Raw genomic sequence first — 14,197 nt, 5'->3', positions numbered from 1 at the left:
TCTTCCGCTTGTCTGTAGCTTGCGCCATGGCTTGCCCGACCTCATCATGATGATCGCGGCCTTGTCTCCGCTTAATCCCAGTCCAGTGCCGCTATCCCGAACGCAACATGCGAGTTCCTCACCTGGTCAACGGCCTCATATGCAATCGCCGAGTGGCATCAGGGATCAAGAGCGGCCGTTGCTGGCGCGGCAGGTGGTGGAATGGCGTCACGCTGGTCAGGAACGTCGCCGAAGCTGTCGAGCTGGTCGAGAGGCTTAGTCCAGGCCATTTGGTTCGGCATCCACGTTACGGCCATGGGGAGTAGCTGTCGGTAGTTGCATTTCGGGAAAACGTCCCGTTATTTGCGGTCCATCGCATATAACGTTTCGACATATTAAATTCGAAAGAAATTATCAACAGAGCCGTTGCTGCCTGCTAGCTTTCTCTCTATCGGGGAGAGAGAGAATGGCGACATTGAAAGAAATGTTCGATGTTCGCGGCAAGTCGGTCATCGTCACCGGCGGCGCCAGCGGCATCGGCCGTGCCTATGCCGAGGTGATGGCGGATAACGGCGCGCGAGTCTGCATTTTCGATCTGAATGCGGCAACGCTCGATACCGTGGTGGCCGAAATCAAGGCCAATGGCGGCGAGGTTTGGGGCCAGGTCGTCGACGTGTCCGACCGCGCGGGAATGAAAGCTGCCTTTGACGCGGTGGCCGAGCGGCATGGCAGAATCGATGTGGTCTTTGCCAATGCGGGTATCGATGCCGGACCGGGTTTCCTGTCGACCACGGGCGAGCGCATTTCCGAAGGCGCGATCGATGTTCTCGACGATCATCACTGGGACCGGGTCATCGAGGTCAATCTCACCTCAGTCTACACGACAGTGAAGCACGCAGCGCGCCATATGAAGGCGACCGGCGGAGGCCGCATCGTCGTCACATCTTCGATTGCGGGCCAGATCAACGAGGCCATCGTTGGTACGCCCTACATGCCGGCCAAGGCGGGAGTCGATCATTTCGTGCGCCAGATGGCGATGGAACTCGGCATGTTCGGTATTCTCATCAACTGCATCTCGCCCGGTCCTTTCATGACCAACATCGCCGGCGGCCGACTGAAGATCCCCGAAGATCGCAGAGCCTTCGAGCAACAGTCGCTGATCGGGCGGATTGGCGACACTGACGACATAAAGGGCCTTGCACTTTACCTGGCTTCGCCGTGCTCGTCCTACGTTACTGGCAGCCAGATCGTGATCGATGGCGGCGCGATGAACCGCATCAGGTGATGTGACCGCCGGCCAGGGAGGAACGGTCGGCAGTCACGAAGATGCGTGCAAGCCACATCACACCAGAGGGAGGAGACCAAGGTGCGCCTGAACACGAAATTTGTACAACCATCACGCCGGACCGTGCTGAAGGGCATCGGTGCCGGATTGGCCGCATCGGCACTCGGCGCGCCGATGGTCGCCCGAGCGCAATCGGCCGGCACGATCAAGATCGGCTTCGTAACGCCGGCGACCGGGCCGCTCGCCCTGTTCGGCGAGACCGACGGCTGGGCTGCCGACAAGGTCAAGGCGCTGCTGAAGGATGGGCTGAAGACCGCCGTTGGCAAGTTCGATGTCGAAATCCTGATCCGCGATAGTCAGTCCGATCCCAACCGCGCCGCGGAAGTGGCGGGCGACCTCATCCTAAACGACGGCGTGCATCTCTTGTTGCCGGCATCGACCACCGACACCGTTAGCCCGTCGGCCGACCAGGCGGAGCTGAATGAATGCCCCTGCCTTTCGACCGGTGCGCCGTGGCAGGCGGTCATCTTCCCGCGTGGCGGCCAGAAGAAGCCGTTCAACTGGACCTATCACTTCTTCTGGGGTCTCGACGAGGCGCTCAACACCTTCGTCGGCCTGTGGAACACGATTGATACCAACCGCAAGGTCGGCATGCTTTTCCCACAGAACGCCGACGGCGAGACCTGGGGCAACAATGACTACGGCTTGCCGGCACCGACGCAGAAAGCTGGCTTCGAAATCATTGTGCCGGGCTTCTTCCAGCCGCGCACCAATGACTATTCGGCACAGATCGCCGCCTTCAAAAATGCCGGTTGCGAGATCGTTGGCGGCATCACCTATCCCGATGACCTCAAGACGTTCATCAACCAGTGCGCCCAGCAAGGCTACAAGCCCAAGGCCGTCACGGTGGCAGCGGCACTGCTGTTCCCCGGTGGCGTTCAGGCGCTCGGCCCGCTCGGTGACGGGATGTCGTCCGAGGTGTGGTGGACGCCGGCCTTCCCCTTCAAGTCGACACTGACCGGGCAGGTCAGCCGCGACATCGCTAATCAGTGGGAGAGCGAGACCAAGAAGCAATGGACGCAGCCGCTCGGTTACAGTCACGCGATCTGGGAGGTGGCGCTCGACATTCTCAAGCGTTCGACCAATCCGCTCGACCGCACGGCCAATCGCGACGCCATGGTGGCGACCAAGATCGACACGCTGATCGGCAAGGTCGACTTCTCCAACGGCCCGCACAAGAACGTCTCCACGGCGCCGATCTTCGGCGGCCAGTGGGTCAAGGGTGAAAAATGGCCCTATGACCTGAAGATCGTCGACAACACGGTCAACAAGCTGTTCGAGCCCGAGCAGAAAATGAAGGTGCTCAACTGGGCCTGAGTGGCGCCGAACACCGGGCCGACCCGTGCTTTCGCATGGGAATGTGAACGGGACGGGCGGGCGCAATGCGTCGCCTGCCCCTGTCTTGAGTGGAGGTCTTATTGGACGGCGTATTGCTCGAAGCGAGAGGATTGAGCAAATCCTTCGGCGCCCTGCACGTTCTGCAGGATATCAGTTTCGATGTCCGGAGCGGCGAGGTGCTGGGCATTCTCGGCCCGAACGGGGCAGGTAAGACCACGCTCTTCAACCTCATCAGCGGCGATCTGAGGAATGATGCCGGCGAGCTTGTGTTTGCCGGTCAGCGTCTCGTCGGCCAGCCGCCCTATTCAAGGTGCAAGATCGGCATTGGCCGCACCTACCAGATTCCGCGTCCCTATGTCGGCATGTCGACATTCGAAAATCTGCTCGTCGCCGCAACCTTCGGCGGCGGGCGTTCCGAAGCCCAGAGCTACGCGCTCTGCGCTCAGATCCTGCGCGATTGCGAACTGACCGACAGGGCCAATCGCTCGGCGGGGTCTCTGACGCTGCTTGATCGCAAGCGGCTGGAACTCGCCCGTGCACTGGCCTCGGGGCCGAGCCTGCTGCTGCTTGACGAAATCGCCGGCGGACTGACCGATGAGGAGGGCAAGGCGCTCGTTCAGCTGATCCGCCGCATCCGCGACCGCGGCGTGACCATCGTCTGGATAGAGCATGTGCTCCACGCTCTGCTTGCCGTGGCCGACCGGATCATGGTGCTGAATTTCGGCGAGAAGATCGCCGAAGGCCTGCCGGACGATATCATCAAGAATCCGGAGGTGCGACGCGTCTATATGGGGATCGAGGCATGACGAGCATGGTGCTTCTCTCCACGCATGAGCTCAAGGCGCGCTATGGTGATTTCCAGGCGCTCTACGGCATCGATTTCGAGATCGCGGCGGGCGAGGTCGTGGCCCTGATCGGTGCGAACGGGGCCGGAAAATCCACGCTCCTGAAATCGATCATGGGACTGCTGCGAGTGGCCTCCGATATGGTGCGCCTTGACGGCCAGCCGGTCGGCGGCAGCCAGCCGCACCGCATGGTGGCCCGGGGCGTGGCGATCGTACCCGAAGGACGCCGGCTCTTTGCCGGAATGTCCGTTGTCGACAATCTCCGCGTGGCGGTCGACCACGCCGCGCCCGGTCGTGGTGACGCCTGGACGATCGAGCGTATCTTCGCGCTGTTTCCAATCCTTGAGGAAAAGCAGTCAGCGCCAGTGCAGTCGCTATCCGGCGGACAGCAGCAGATGGTGGCGATCGGCCGTGCTCTGCTCAATCAGCCGCGGCTCCTGCTTTGCGACGAGATCAGTCTGGGCCTCGCCCCGAAGGTGGTGCGTGAAATCTATCAATCGATCCCCTCGATCTCGAAGAGCGGCACCGCTGTCGTGCTCGTCGAGCAGGATGTGGGATTGGCCAAGTCCGCCTCGGACCGGCTCTACTGCATGCTGGAGGGTCGCGTGACGCTGACGGGCCGCTCGGTCGAGATGTCTCGCGAGGCGATCGGCGAAGCCTATTTCGGAGTGTCCCATGCAGTGGCTTGACGGACTGATCCAGGGCATTTTGCTCGGCGGCCTCTATGCCCAATATGCGCTCGGCATGGCGCTGATGTTCGGTGTGATGCGGGTCGTCAACATCACCCATGGCGACCTGATGATCCTGCTGGCCCTGATCGGCATCAGCCTCGCCTCGACCTTCGGCCTCGGCCCGTGGTCGGTTCTGGTGGTTCTGGTTGCGCTCGGCGGCATCATCGGCGTCATCCTGCAGCGACTGATTCTCAATCGGGTTGTCGGTGCCGATCCGCTGCCGTCGCTGATCGCGACCTTCGGACTTTCGATTGCGCTGCAGAATGCGATGTTGCAGGTATGGTCCGCGGATACGCGGTCACTGCCGAGCGGTGGTATCGCGCAGGCCTCTTTCCAGGTCGGGCCGCTTTTCGTTGGCGTGCTGCCGGTGATCGTGCTGATTACCGCCACGGTTTTGACCGCGGGACTGGCAACGACGATGCAATATACCCGCTTTGGCCGCTCACTGCGCGCCGCCTCCGCCGATGTCGAGGCCGCAGCCATGACGGGCGTGAACCCCAAGACCGTCTATGCTGGCGCAACAGCGCTGGCGGTGGGCATTCTGGGCTTTGCGGCCGTCTTCCAGTCGATGCGCTCGACGGTGTCGCCGGCCGACGGTGCCTTCCAGCTGATCTATGCCTTCGAAGCGGTGATCATCGGTGGCATGGGCTCGATCTGGGGTGCCTTCTTGGGCGCCATGGTGCTCGGCATTAGCCAGTCGGTCGGTTTTCGCATCGATCCCGGCTTCGGCATCCTCGCCGGCCATCTTGTCTTCCTCATGATTCTTGCGCTGCGGCCGCAAGGCCTTCTCGGAAAGGATTGAGACCGTGACCGAAGCGCCCACAGCTGCGCACGCCGCCAGTCCTGCCGACACCATGGACCTCCCATCTGTCCGCGTCCAGCGCCAGACCATGTCCGGTGCAGTCGCAATGACCCTCGCCGTCGCCGTGCTCTTTGCCGTCGCCTCGATGCCGCTCTGGGCCAGCCAGGGCCTTATCCGGGACGTGGTCGAACTTTGCTGCTACATCGCGGTCGCGCAGATGTGGAACCTGCTCGCAGGCTATGCCGGCGTGGTCTCGGTGGGTCAGCAGGCCTTTGTCGGCATAGCTGCTTATATGATGTTCGTGATGGCGCAGCTCTGGGGCATCAATCCCTTCGTCGCCGTGATGCTCGCGCTGATCGCGCCGGCGCTGCTCGCCATCCCCACCTATGGTCTGTTGCATCGCCTCGACGGGCCTTATTTTGCGATCGGCACGTGGGTCGCGGCCGAGGTGATGCGCCTCGCCACCTCGGTCTTCGGCTATGTCAATGCCGGCGCCGGCATGAGCCTGCGCGTTATGACCAGCTATTCTCCTATGGAACGCGCCGTGGGCGTCTCGGCTCTCTGTGCGCTGATGCTGCTGGTAACGGTCGGCGGCAGCTATCTGCTGCTGCGCTCGCGCTACGGCCTGGCGCTGATCGCCATGCGCGACAACCCGGTGGCGGCGGCGAGCCAGGGGGTCAATGTCGGGCGCCTGCGCTTTCTGATCTGGATCGCGGCAGCCGTGGGGACAGGCCTCGCGGGCGCCATCTACTTCATGGCCCAACTCCGCATCACGCCGCCTTCGGCCTATGACCCGAATTGGGCCAACATCGCGATCTTCATCGTCATGGTTGGTGGGCTGGGATCGCTGGAAGGTGTGCTGATCGGCGCCCTCATCTACTTTTTCGCGGAGCGCTGGTTTGGCCAGTTCGGCGCAACCTATCTCGTGGTGCTCGGCCTGATGACCCTTTTCATGGCGCTCTTCGCCCGCGGCGGCATCTGGGGGCTGATCTGCAAGGTGGTGGATGCGCCGTGGTTTCCGACACGACGAAAGCTGATGGAGAAGCGGATATGAAAGCCGTAATTTTCGATGGTGTCGGATTGCCGCTGATAACAGGCGAACGCCCTGTGCCCGAGCCTGTGGAAGACGAGGTCCTGCTCAGGATTGCCGCCTGCGGCATCTGCGGCTCCGACCTGCACATGACCGAGGATCCCAAGACCTTCGGCCTCAAGCAATATGATGTACTCGGCCATGAATTTGCCGGAGAGGTGGTGGGCTGTGGCGGCGGCGTGACCGAGCTTAAGCCGGGCGATCGGGTCGCGGTGGCACCGATGCGGGGCTGCGGCCATTGCGACAGCTGCATGCGGGGCGAGCCCGCCTGGTGCGCAGAGATGCGGCTGATCGGCGGCGGTTATGCGGAGTTTACCACCGTCGCGGCGCGGCAATGCCGTGTCCTTCCCGACGATTTGCCGACAGCCGAGGGGGCGCTTGCCGAGCCGGTTGCGGTGGCGCTGCACTGCGTGATGCGATCCGGCTTGAAGCCGGGCAGCCGCGTGCTGATCCTGGGCGCGGGGCCGATCGGCCTGCTGGTCGCCTTCTGGGCACGCCGGCATGGTGCCCGCGACGTCATTGTCGCCGACATCAATCGGCATCAGGAAGAACGCGCGGCTGCGATCGGTGCGACCGGTTTTGCCCTGTCCGGCCCCGGCCTGGCGGACGAGTTTCGTGCCAAAGCTGGCGGCGAGCCCGACATCGTCTTCGAATGCGTCGGAAAGCGCGGTCTCATCAACTTCGCCTGCAAGATGGTGCGAAGGCATGGAACTGTGGTCGGCGTCGGCCTCTGCGTCGGCGGCGATGACTGGGACCCGTTTAAGGCGTTGTCCAAGGAAATCCAGCTGATCTTCGCTGTGTTCTTCAACATGGCCGAATTTGAAACGGCACTCGATGCACTCGGGCCTGGCCGATATCGCCCGCAGGCGTTGATCACCGGCCGGATCTGCTTTGGCGACGTGCCGGAGACCTTTGAGGGGCTTCGGCGCCGGACGACGCAATGCAAGGTGCTGATCGCGGCCGAGTCCGCGTGACGGATTGTTCGAGGAGGATATTCAATGGAATTTGAAACTCTGATCCATGACATCGATGGCATCCGCTCCGTCGTCAAGGCGATTGGCCGCGGTCCAGCGGTGTTTGCGCTGCACGGCGCGGCGACGATCGAGGGCCATGACTGGGCGCGCGGGCTGGCGGATCGCTTCCGTGTCTATCTGCCGTTCCATCCCGGCTTCGGCGAAAGCGCCGAGGCGCCACATATCACCGGAATGCAGGACCTGATCGTTCATAACCTCCGCCTCGTCAAAGCCCTCGGCATCGAGCGGCCGCATCTGGTCGGGCATTCCATGGGCGGCTGGATGGCTGCGGAGATTGCCGCAGTCGCCGGTGAGCGGTTCGGAAAACTGGTGCTGAATGCGCCGGCCGGCCTCAATCATCCCGATCATCTCGGCGCCGATCTAAGCCAGATTCCACCCGAGGAATTCCCGGCCTATCTCGCGCACAATGTCGGGATCGCCGCCCGCTATTTTCCCGGCGGCTCGGAATGTACGTCGGTGGAGGCATTCATGGCAGCCCGCGAGAAGGAAGGCCCGGCACTCGGCAACATCCTCAAGGTTCACGGCATGGGCCATCCCAATCTCGGCCGCTGGTTAAGCCGGATTCCCAACGAAACGCTGATCGTCTGGGGCGACAAGGACCGCATGCTGCCCGCCTCACAGGCACCGCTCTGGCAGGAGCGCATCCCTAATGCAAGGACGATGATCATGAAAGATGTCGGCCATTTTACCATGCAGGAAGATCCGCGCACCGTCACTGCCATCGGCGACTTCCTCGCCAGGTGAAACCGTAAACGCGGCGCTCACGGGCGGCCGCACGATCAGGCTATCAAGGAGGAATTGTCATGAACGCACCAATCAAGCACGCCTCTGGCTACTGGGGCACGAAGACGGACTTCGCGTCCCTCATGGCCCATGTCGAGAAGATCGCCCCGATCCTCGACGGGAACTCCGAGGAGAATGAGAAGCTCGGCCGCCTCAACGAGGAGACTTTCGAGGCCCTGAAGCCGCTACGCATGAGCCACGTCTTTGCCGGCGAGGATATCGGCGGCGCGCAGCTCTCGCCGACGCAGGGATTGCAGCTCATCGAGGCGATCACCTATCAGAGTGGCGCTGCCGGCTGGGTGTCCATGGTCCATACCTGCATTGGCGCAATGTCGGCCGCCTTCCTGCCCGACACCGCGATCGGCCGCCTGTTCGACGGCAAGACCGACAACCGCTTCTCGGGTCAGGGCACGCCGACAGGCATGCTGAAGAAGGTCGACGGCGGGTATCGCCTGAACGGCCGCTGGTCCTATGCGAGCGGCATCTATCACGCGACTTACACACATACCGCAGCCCTGCTTGATGATGGCAACGGCCAGCCCGCCAAGGACGAGAAAGGCAACGTGATCGTGCTCTGCGCCCATGCTCCGGTCGGAGATCACGATCTGCTCGGCAACTGGAACGTTCTCGGCCTGCAGGCCACGGGCAGTATCGACTATGCCGCCAAGGACGTCTTCATCCCGGACGACATGGTGTTTCCAATCCTGACCGCCGAGCCGCAGCGCATGAAGGAATTCTTCAGCCTCGGTGTCGTTGGTCTTGCCGCCATCGGCCATTCCGGCTGGGCAATCGGTGCTTCGCGCCGCATGCTTGACGAAGTCGCGAAATATGCCCGGACCAAGACCGGCCGCGCCGGCCTGCTCGGGGAAAGCGACAAGTTCTGGTTCGATTTTGGCCGGGCCGAAGCCCGTGTCCGCGCCGCCCGCGCCTTCCTGTTCGAGGTTTGGCGCGAGGTCGAGAGCTCGATCGAGGCCGGTAACCGCATGACGACGCGCCAGATCAGCCTCGTGCATCTCGCCAAGTCGGAAGTGCATGAAGCCGGCGTCGATGCCTGCCATTTCGTCTATCGCGCGGTCGGCGGCGCTTCGCTGCGCTACGGCGTGATGCAGCGGATCTATCGTGAGATGCTGACGGCGGCGAACCACTTCACGATCAACCCGAATATCGTCGCCGCGGCGGGCCGCGACATTGCCGGGGTGTGGAGCGATCGCGCCTGGCAGTTCTACGACCTGATCGAAAAGAAATGAGCGCCCCCGCGAAAGGAATGCCGGACAAGCTGGCGGCGCCCGAAACGGGCGCTGCGTCGGCCGGCTCCGGAATGACGGAAGCGTTCCTTGCGGCGTTCCGGCACCACCCGTCGGGTGTGGCGATCATCACGGCGGATGCCGGAGAGGGGCCGGTAGCGTTGACGGTGAGTTCGCTGATCTCGATCAGTGCAGCGCCGCCCATGGTGGCGTTCTCGCTCTCGGCCTCGTCATCGAGCGCCCGGGCGGTCGAGCGCGCGACATCTGTCGTTGTCCATTTCGTTCGGCGCGCCGACATGCAACTCGCCCGCCTGTGTGCGACATCGGGCAAGGAGCGCTTTGGGCCGGATGTGCGGTGGGCTCGCCTCGAAAACGGGGAGCCCTATTATCCGCAGGTCGAGCTCTGGTTCCGGGCCGAACTGCGCGGCCGTCTGGAGACGCCGGGCGCCTGCCTGGTGACGGCGGAACTGACATCGGTCTCGCCCGGTGCACATGCGACACGGCAGGCAGAGGCGCTGGTCTATTCCAACCGTGCCTGGCACGGCCTCGGACCGGTGGTCGACACCGTTTCGGCGCCGGTGCTGCTCTGGCCGGACGACTCCGCAACGTTCTGACAATGCCCTTGGCGGCTTCTGCCGCCGGGGGCATTACATTCCCCAGATCACGGACTGCTCGTGACGCTTGATCAAATGTCTCAGGTTCTCAAAACTCTTGCGAATATGGGCGGAGAATGCCTCGATCGCCGGCGCGCCCAGGTCGCCTGCCCGTCGCAGCAGGCCCAGCGCCCGCTCCGGATGGGGAATGTTCACCGGCAGTGCTGTGATTGTCTTGTCGTTGCGATAGGCGAAGACCACGCTGTGGGGAAGGATGGTCAGGGCATCGCTTTCCTTCATGTAGTTGATGGCGCTGGTCAGCGAACCACCGGCGTAACGGATCTTGGTCTCCGTCGCGCCGAGCGAGAGCACCAGGCTGCGCAGGTCCGCAAGCAGCGGGCTGCCGGGCGGCGGCGCAATCCAGGGATAGTCGAGCAGTTCCGGACCCGCGAGCTTGCGCTTGAGCAGCAGCGGGTGCGTGACGCGGCAGGCGACCACATTCCGGCCCGGCAGGAGTTCCTGGAAATGCATGCCGGATCCCTCGTCGAGCATGTCGATCGGGCAGATGGCGAGATCGATGCGGTCCGCGACGATCGCAGCACGCAATTCGGGGAGGTAGCCGTAACTTTGTTCGATACGGACGTCGGGAAAGGCGTTCTGGAAGCCGGCAACCATGCCGGCAATCAGCGCATCCATGAAGAAGGGTGTGCCGCCGACGCGGACAAGCCCGGTACGGCCATGCCGGAAACCTTCAACCAGGGCCGAAGCCTTGCGCGATGCGGTCAGCATCGCCTGTCCGTAATCGGCCAGTGCCCGGCCGAGCGGCGTGGGCTGCAGCGGCCGACGACCTTTGATGAACAGGGGCTCGCCAAGGCGCTTTTCCAGCATGGCAAGCGTACGGGAAACTCCCGGCTGGCTGAGTCCAAGCATGGTTGCGCCTTCGGTTACGCCTCCCGCCTGGACGACCGCCGCGAGCTGTACGAGGTGCCTTTCATCGATCTTCATAACAATTATGCATATAAACCGCGCGAAAAATTATCAAGCATTCGTTTCCGGCCTGCTAAGTTACCGTCATGGGAGGTATCATGACAGATATAACGTTCAGCGAGCGCAATTCTGCGCAGCTTGTGGCCGAGCGGCTCGACAAGCATGCGGAGGGGCCTCTGCCAGCCTTCATGGTTCCTTTCATCGAGCATCTGCACAAGCTGATCCGCGAGACGCGACCGACGCATGCGGACTGGCGGCGCACGGTGGAGTTCCTGACGGAGGTTGGCCATGCCAGTGATGGACGACGGCAGGAATGGGTGCTGCTGTCCGATCTCCTGGGCGTGACGGCATTGATCGAAGAGATCAATACGCGCCGGCCCAAGGGTGCCACGCCGAACACGGTTCGCGGCCCTTTCTACCGGGCAGATGCACCTCGGCTGCCGCTGGATGCGAATATTTCACTCGATGGTGCCGGCCAGCCCGTGGCCGTGAACTGCCGCGTGCTGGATCTCGACGGAGAACCGATCGCCGGCGCGACCATCGAAACCTGGCAGGCCAATGGTGAAGGCTTCTATGAGAACCAGCAGCCGGACCAGCAGCCCGAATTTAATCTGCGCGGCGTGTTCACCGCCGATGCCAAGGGAAACATCCGCTACAGGACGGTGCGGCCGGGCGGCTATACCGTGCCTTGTGACGGCCCGGTCGGCCAGATGCTCGGCGGCCTCGGTTTTTCACTCAGGCGCCCCGCGCATTTGCATTTCATGATCAAAGCTGACGGCTTCGAGACGATCAGCACGCATGTCTATGATGGCAGCGATCCGCATCTCGGCCAGGATGCCTTGTTCGGCGTCAAGGAAGAACTGATCGGCGAGTTCAAGCCATCGGGAAAGGGCGAGGGATCCACGCTTGATTTCACCTTCGTGATGGTGAGGGCCAAGAAGGGACGCGGATCGTCATGACACTGGCATTCACCTATCAGGGCAGCGCCGCGCGCATCGTCTTCGGTAACGGGGCGAGCGCCAATGTCGGCAAGTGCGTCGAAACGCTGGAATGCCGGCGCGCGCTGGTGCTGTCGACACCGCATCAGGCGGCGGATGCCGAAGCCCTGTCGAAGCGGCTGGGATCGCTGGCGGTCGGTATCTTCACCGATGCGACAATGCACACGCCTGTCGAGGTCACCGAACGTGCCGTCGCCCGCGCGGCCGAACTCGGCGCCGATTGCGTCGTGTCGGTTGGCGGCGGCTCCACCACCGGGCTCGGCAAGGCCATGGCCTACCGCACGGATATTCCCCAGATCGTCGTGCCCACCACCTACGCCGGTTCCGAGGTGACGCCGATTCTCGGCCAGACGGAAAACGGTGCGAAAACGACGCTGCGCAGCCCGAAGGTTACGCCGGAAGTCGTCATCTATGATCCTGAACTCACCCTCGGCCTGCCGGTCGGCATGAGCGTGACCAGCGGGCTGAACGCGATCGCGCATGCCGCCGAAGGGCTTTATGCGCCGGATCGCAACCCCATCACGACGATGATGGCCGTCGACGGCATGCGGGCGCTCAAGGAGGCGCTGCCTGTCATCATCGAGAGCCCGCGCGACAGTGCGGCGCGTGGAAAGGCGCTCTACGGCGCATGGCTCTGCGGCACGGTACTTGGCCAGATCGCCATGTCGCTGCATCACAAGATCTGCCATACGCTGGGCGGCAGCTTCGACACGCCGCATGCCGAGACGCATTCGATCATGCTACCGCACACAATCGGGTTCAACGCATCCGCGGTGCCGGAGTTGATGACGCCGATCTCCGATATTTTCGGCGGCGGTACGCCCGGACAGGCACTTTACGACTTCGCCAAATCGATCGGGTCGCCGATGGCTCTGAGCGATTTCGGTCTCAGCGAGGCCGATCTCGACCGGGCGGCCGAGATCGCGACCAGCAATCCCTATTCGAACCCGCGTCCGATCGATCGCATATCGATCCGCGCGCTTTTGCAGGATGCGTGGAGCGGGGAGCGGCCGCCATATTGAATTCCTTTGGGAGGAGGAAGGCATATGATTACGAGACGTGAATTGTTGAAGTCAGCAGCCGCCACAGGCGCGCTCGCCGCGACTTCGGGTTTGGCCATGCCGGCCATCGCGCAGGGCGCCTCAATCAAGCTCGGCTATGTCAGCCCGCAGTCTGGTCCGCTTGCCGCTTTCGCTGAAGCCGACAAATTCATCATCGACGGCTTCATGGCGGCCACCAAGGCGGCCGGCCTGAATTACGAAGTCGTGGTGAAGGACAGCCAGTCCAACCCGAACCGTGCCGCCGAGGTCGCCAAGGAACTCATCGTCGATGACAAGGTGAACATGGTGCTGGTCGCCTCGACCCCGGAGACGACCAATCCGGTGGCGACGACCTGCGAAGCCGAGGAGGTGCCCTGTATCTCGACCGCGGCGCCCTGGCAGCCATGGTTCATCGGACAGCAGGCCAATCCGGGCGATCCCGCGTCGTGGAAGCCGTTCAACAGCGCCTTCCACTTCTTCTGGGGCTTGGAAGACGTCATCGCGGTCTACACCAACATGTGGGGTCAGGTGGAGACCAACAGACATGTCGGTGGCCTGTTCCCCAATGATGGCGACGGCAATGCCTGGGGCGACAGGCAGGTTGGCTTCCCGCCGGTGCTCGACAAGCTCGGCTATACCCTTAAGGATCCGGGCCGCTACCAGAACCTGACCGACGATTTTTCCGCGCAGATCAACGCCTTCAAGTCGGACGGCAGCGAAGTCATCACCGGCGTGATGATCCCGCCGGACTTCACGACGTTCTGGAACCAGGCCCAGCAGCAGGGTTTCAAGCCGAAGGTCGCTTCCATCGGCAAGGCGATCCTGTTCCCGCAGGCTGTCGAGGCACTTGGCAAGGGCGGCCATAACCTGTCCTGCGAAGTCTGGTGGTCGGCGAGCCATCCGTTCAAGTCGTCGCTGACCGGCCAGAGCGCCAAGGAGCTCGCGGCAGGCTTTACGGCGGCCACAGGCCGGCCCTGGACACAGCCGATCGGCTTCGTCCATGCCCTGTTCGAGGTGGCGGTCGACGTGATGAAGCGCGCCGACCCAACGGACAGCACGGCCGTCATCTCCGCCATCGCGGCCTCGAAACTCGAGACAATTGTCGGCAAGGTGGCCTGGGACGGCACCAATGTTCCGCCTTTCGCCGCCAGGAACATCGCCAAGACACCGCTGGTCGGCGGCCAGTGGCGCCTCAAGGATGGCGGTGGCTACGATCTGGTCATCGTCGATAACCAGACCGCACCGAACATTCCGACCGGCGGTAAAATGGAGGCCATCGCCTGAGCCATTGCTCAGGCGGCGGCAAGCGCGCGAAACGCAGGGTTGCGCTTAAGGAATTTGCCCCTCATCCGGCTACGGCCACCTTCTGTCCTTCGGAAAGAGGAGAA

General features: G+C 62.9%; 14 protein-coding genes. 13 read left to right on the top strand and 1 reads right to left on the bottom strand.

The genetic code is table 11. From position 1 onward, the window contains the following. Nucleotides 1–445: 445 nt before the first annotated feature. The 10 genes from ACPYOP_RS01945 (at nt 446) to ACPYOP_RS01900 (ending at nt 9,805) form a co-directional block, all read left to right on the top strand. The gene (locus ACPYOP_RS01945; RefSeq protein WP_481408705.1) at nt 446–1,264 is read left to right on the top strand and encodes an SDR family NAD(P)-dependent oxidoreductase; all 819 of its coding nucleotides are present in this window, start codon (nt 446–448) and stop codon (nt 1,262–1,264) included. 81 nt (nt 1,265–1,345) lie between these two features. Further along, nucleotides 1,346–2,641 carry an ABC transporter substrate-binding protein gene (locus tag ACPYOP_RS01940; RefSeq protein WP_481408704.1) on the top strand — a complete coding sequence of 432 codons (1,296 nt, stop codon included), beginning with the start codon at nt 1,346–1,348 and terminating at the stop codon, nt 2,639–2,641. 101 nt (nt 2,642–2,742) lie between these two features. After that, nucleotides 2,743–3,468: an ABC transporter ATP-binding protein gene (locus tag ACPYOP_RS01935; RefSeq protein ID WP_481408703.1), complete on the top strand. Its 726-nt coding sequence runs from the start codon at nt 2,743–2,745 to the stop codon at nt 3,466–3,468. A gap of 5 nt (nt 3,469–3,473) precedes the next feature. Further along, nucleotides 3,474–4,196: an ABC transporter ATP-binding protein gene (locus tag ACPYOP_RS01930; RefSeq protein ID WP_481408857.1), complete on the top strand. Its 723-nt coding sequence runs from the start codon at nt 3,474–3,476 to the stop codon at nt 4,194–4,196. Beyond that, nucleotides 4,183–5,040: a branched-chain amino acid ABC transporter permease gene (locus ACPYOP_RS01925; RefSeq protein WP_481408702.1), complete on the top strand. Its 858-nt coding sequence runs from the start codon at nt 4,183–4,185 to the stop codon at nt 5,038–5,040. Before ACPYOP_RS01930 ends, ACPYOP_RS01925 begins: the two co-directional genes overlap by 14 nt. Nucleotides 5,041–5,044: 4 nt before the next feature. After that, nucleotides 5,045–6,094, top strand: a complete 1,050-nt coding sequence (locus ACPYOP_RS01920) for a branched-chain amino acid ABC transporter permease (protein WP_481408701.1) — start codon at nt 5,045–5,047, stop codon at nt 6,092–6,094. After that, nucleotides 6,091–7,104, top strand: coding sequence for a zinc-dependent alcohol dehydrogenase (locus ACPYOP_RS01915; protein WP_481408700.1), 1,014 nt, complete (start codon nt 6,091–6,093; stop codon nt 7,102–7,104). The genes ACPYOP_RS01920 and ACPYOP_RS01915 overlap by 4 nt, the downstream gene beginning before the upstream one ends. Nucleotides 7,105–7,128: 24 nt before the next feature. Next, nucleotides 7,129–7,908 carry an alpha/beta fold hydrolase gene (locus tag ACPYOP_RS01910; protein WP_481408699.1) on the top strand — a complete coding sequence of 260 codons (780 nt, stop codon included), beginning with the start codon at nt 7,129–7,131 and terminating at the stop codon, nt 7,906–7,908. 59 nt (nt 7,909–7,967) lie between these two features. Continuing rightward, nucleotides 7,968–9,194, top strand: a complete 1,227-nt coding sequence (locus ACPYOP_RS01905) for an acyl-CoA dehydrogenase family protein (RefSeq protein WP_481408698.1) — start codon at nt 7,968–7,970, stop codon at nt 9,192–9,194. Then, nucleotides 9,191–9,805, top strand: coding sequence for a flavin reductase family protein (locus tag ACPYOP_RS01900; RefSeq protein WP_481408697.1), 615 nt, complete (start codon nt 9,191–9,193; stop codon nt 9,803–9,805). Before ACPYOP_RS01905 ends, ACPYOP_RS01900 begins: the two co-directional genes overlap by 4 nt. Before the next feature lie 33 nt (nt 9,806–9,838). On the opposite strand, the gene ACPYOP_RS01895 is transcribed toward ACPYOP_RS01900, so the two are convergent. Further along, on the bottom strand, nt 9,839–10,789 hold the full coding sequence (locus tag ACPYOP_RS01895; RefSeq protein WP_481408696.1) for a LysR family transcriptional regulator: 951 nt from the start codon (nt 10,787–10,789) through the stop codon (nt 9,839–9,841). Nucleotides 10,790–10,869: 80 nt separating this feature from the next. Here ACPYOP_RS01895 and ACPYOP_RS01890 point away from each other — a divergent pair, with 80 nt between their 5' ends. Genes ACPYOP_RS01890 through ACPYOP_RS01880 form a run of 3 tightly spaced genes read left to right on the top strand, consistent with a single transcriptional unit; the run spans nt 10,870 to nt 14,093 of the window. After that, nucleotides 10,870–11,730: a dioxygenase family protein gene (locus ACPYOP_RS01890; RefSeq protein ID WP_481408695.1), complete on the top strand. Its 861-nt coding sequence runs from the start codon at nt 10,870–10,872 to the stop codon at nt 11,728–11,730. Further along, the gene (locus ACPYOP_RS01885) at nt 11,727–12,791 is read left to right on the top strand and encodes a maleylacetate reductase (protein WP_481408694.1); all 1,065 of its coding nucleotides are present in this window, start codon (nt 11,727–11,729) and stop codon (nt 12,789–12,791) included. Before ACPYOP_RS01890 ends, ACPYOP_RS01885 begins: the two co-directional genes overlap by 4 nt. Before the next feature lie 24 nt (nt 12,792–12,815). Further along, nucleotides 12,816–14,093, top strand: coding sequence for an ABC transporter substrate-binding protein (locus ACPYOP_RS01880; RefSeq protein WP_481408693.1), 1,278 nt, complete (start codon nt 12,816–12,818; stop codon nt 14,091–14,093). Nucleotides 14,094–14,197: the final 104 nt, after the last annotated feature.

The organism is Rhizobium sp. KNZ2-6A (genome assembly GCF_056755475.1).
This window is presented reverse-complemented; position numbering and strand designations above follow the sequence as displayed.

Coding starts and splice junctions, on each gene's coding strand:
- ACPYOP_RS01945 (WP_481408705.1), top strand. CDS start 446: ATGGCGACATTGAAAGAAATGTTCGATGTTCGCGGCAAGTCGGTCATC.
- ACPYOP_RS01930 (WP_481408857.1), top strand. CDS start 3,474: ATGGTGCTTCTCTCCACGCATGAGCTCAAGGCGCGCTATGGTGATTTC.
- ACPYOP_RS01925 (WP_481408702.1), top strand. CDS start 4,183: ATGCAGTGGCTTGACGGACTGATCCAGGGCATTTTGCTCGGCGGCCTC.
- ACPYOP_RS01915 (WP_481408700.1), top strand. CDS start 6,091: ATGAAAGCCGTAATTTTCGATGGTGTCGGATTGCCGCTGATAACAGGC.
- ACPYOP_RS01910 (WP_481408699.1), top strand. CDS start 7,129: ATGGAATTTGAAACTCTGATCCATGACATCGATGGCATCCGCTCCGTC.
- ACPYOP_RS01905 (WP_481408698.1), top strand. CDS start 7,968: ATGAACGCACCAATCAAGCACGCCTCTGGCTACTGGGGCACGAAGACG.
- ACPYOP_RS01900 (WP_481408697.1), top strand. CDS start 9,191: ATGAGCGCCCCCGCGAAAGGAATGCCGGACAAGCTGGCGGCGCCCGAA.
- ACPYOP_RS01895 (WP_481408696.1), bottom strand. CDS start 10,789: ATGAAGATCGATGAAAGGCACCTCGTACAGCTCGCGGCGGTCGTCCAG.
- ACPYOP_RS01890 (WP_481408695.1), top strand. CDS start 10,870: ATGACAGATATAACGTTCAGCGAGCGCAATTCTGCGCAGCTTGTGGCC.
- ACPYOP_RS01885 (WP_481408694.1), top strand. CDS start 11,727: ATGACACTGGCATTCACCTATCAGGGCAGCGCCGCGCGCATCGTCTTC.
- ACPYOP_RS01880 (WP_481408693.1), top strand. CDS start 12,816: ATGATTACGAGACGTGAATTGTTGAAGTCAGCAGCCGCCACAGGCGCG.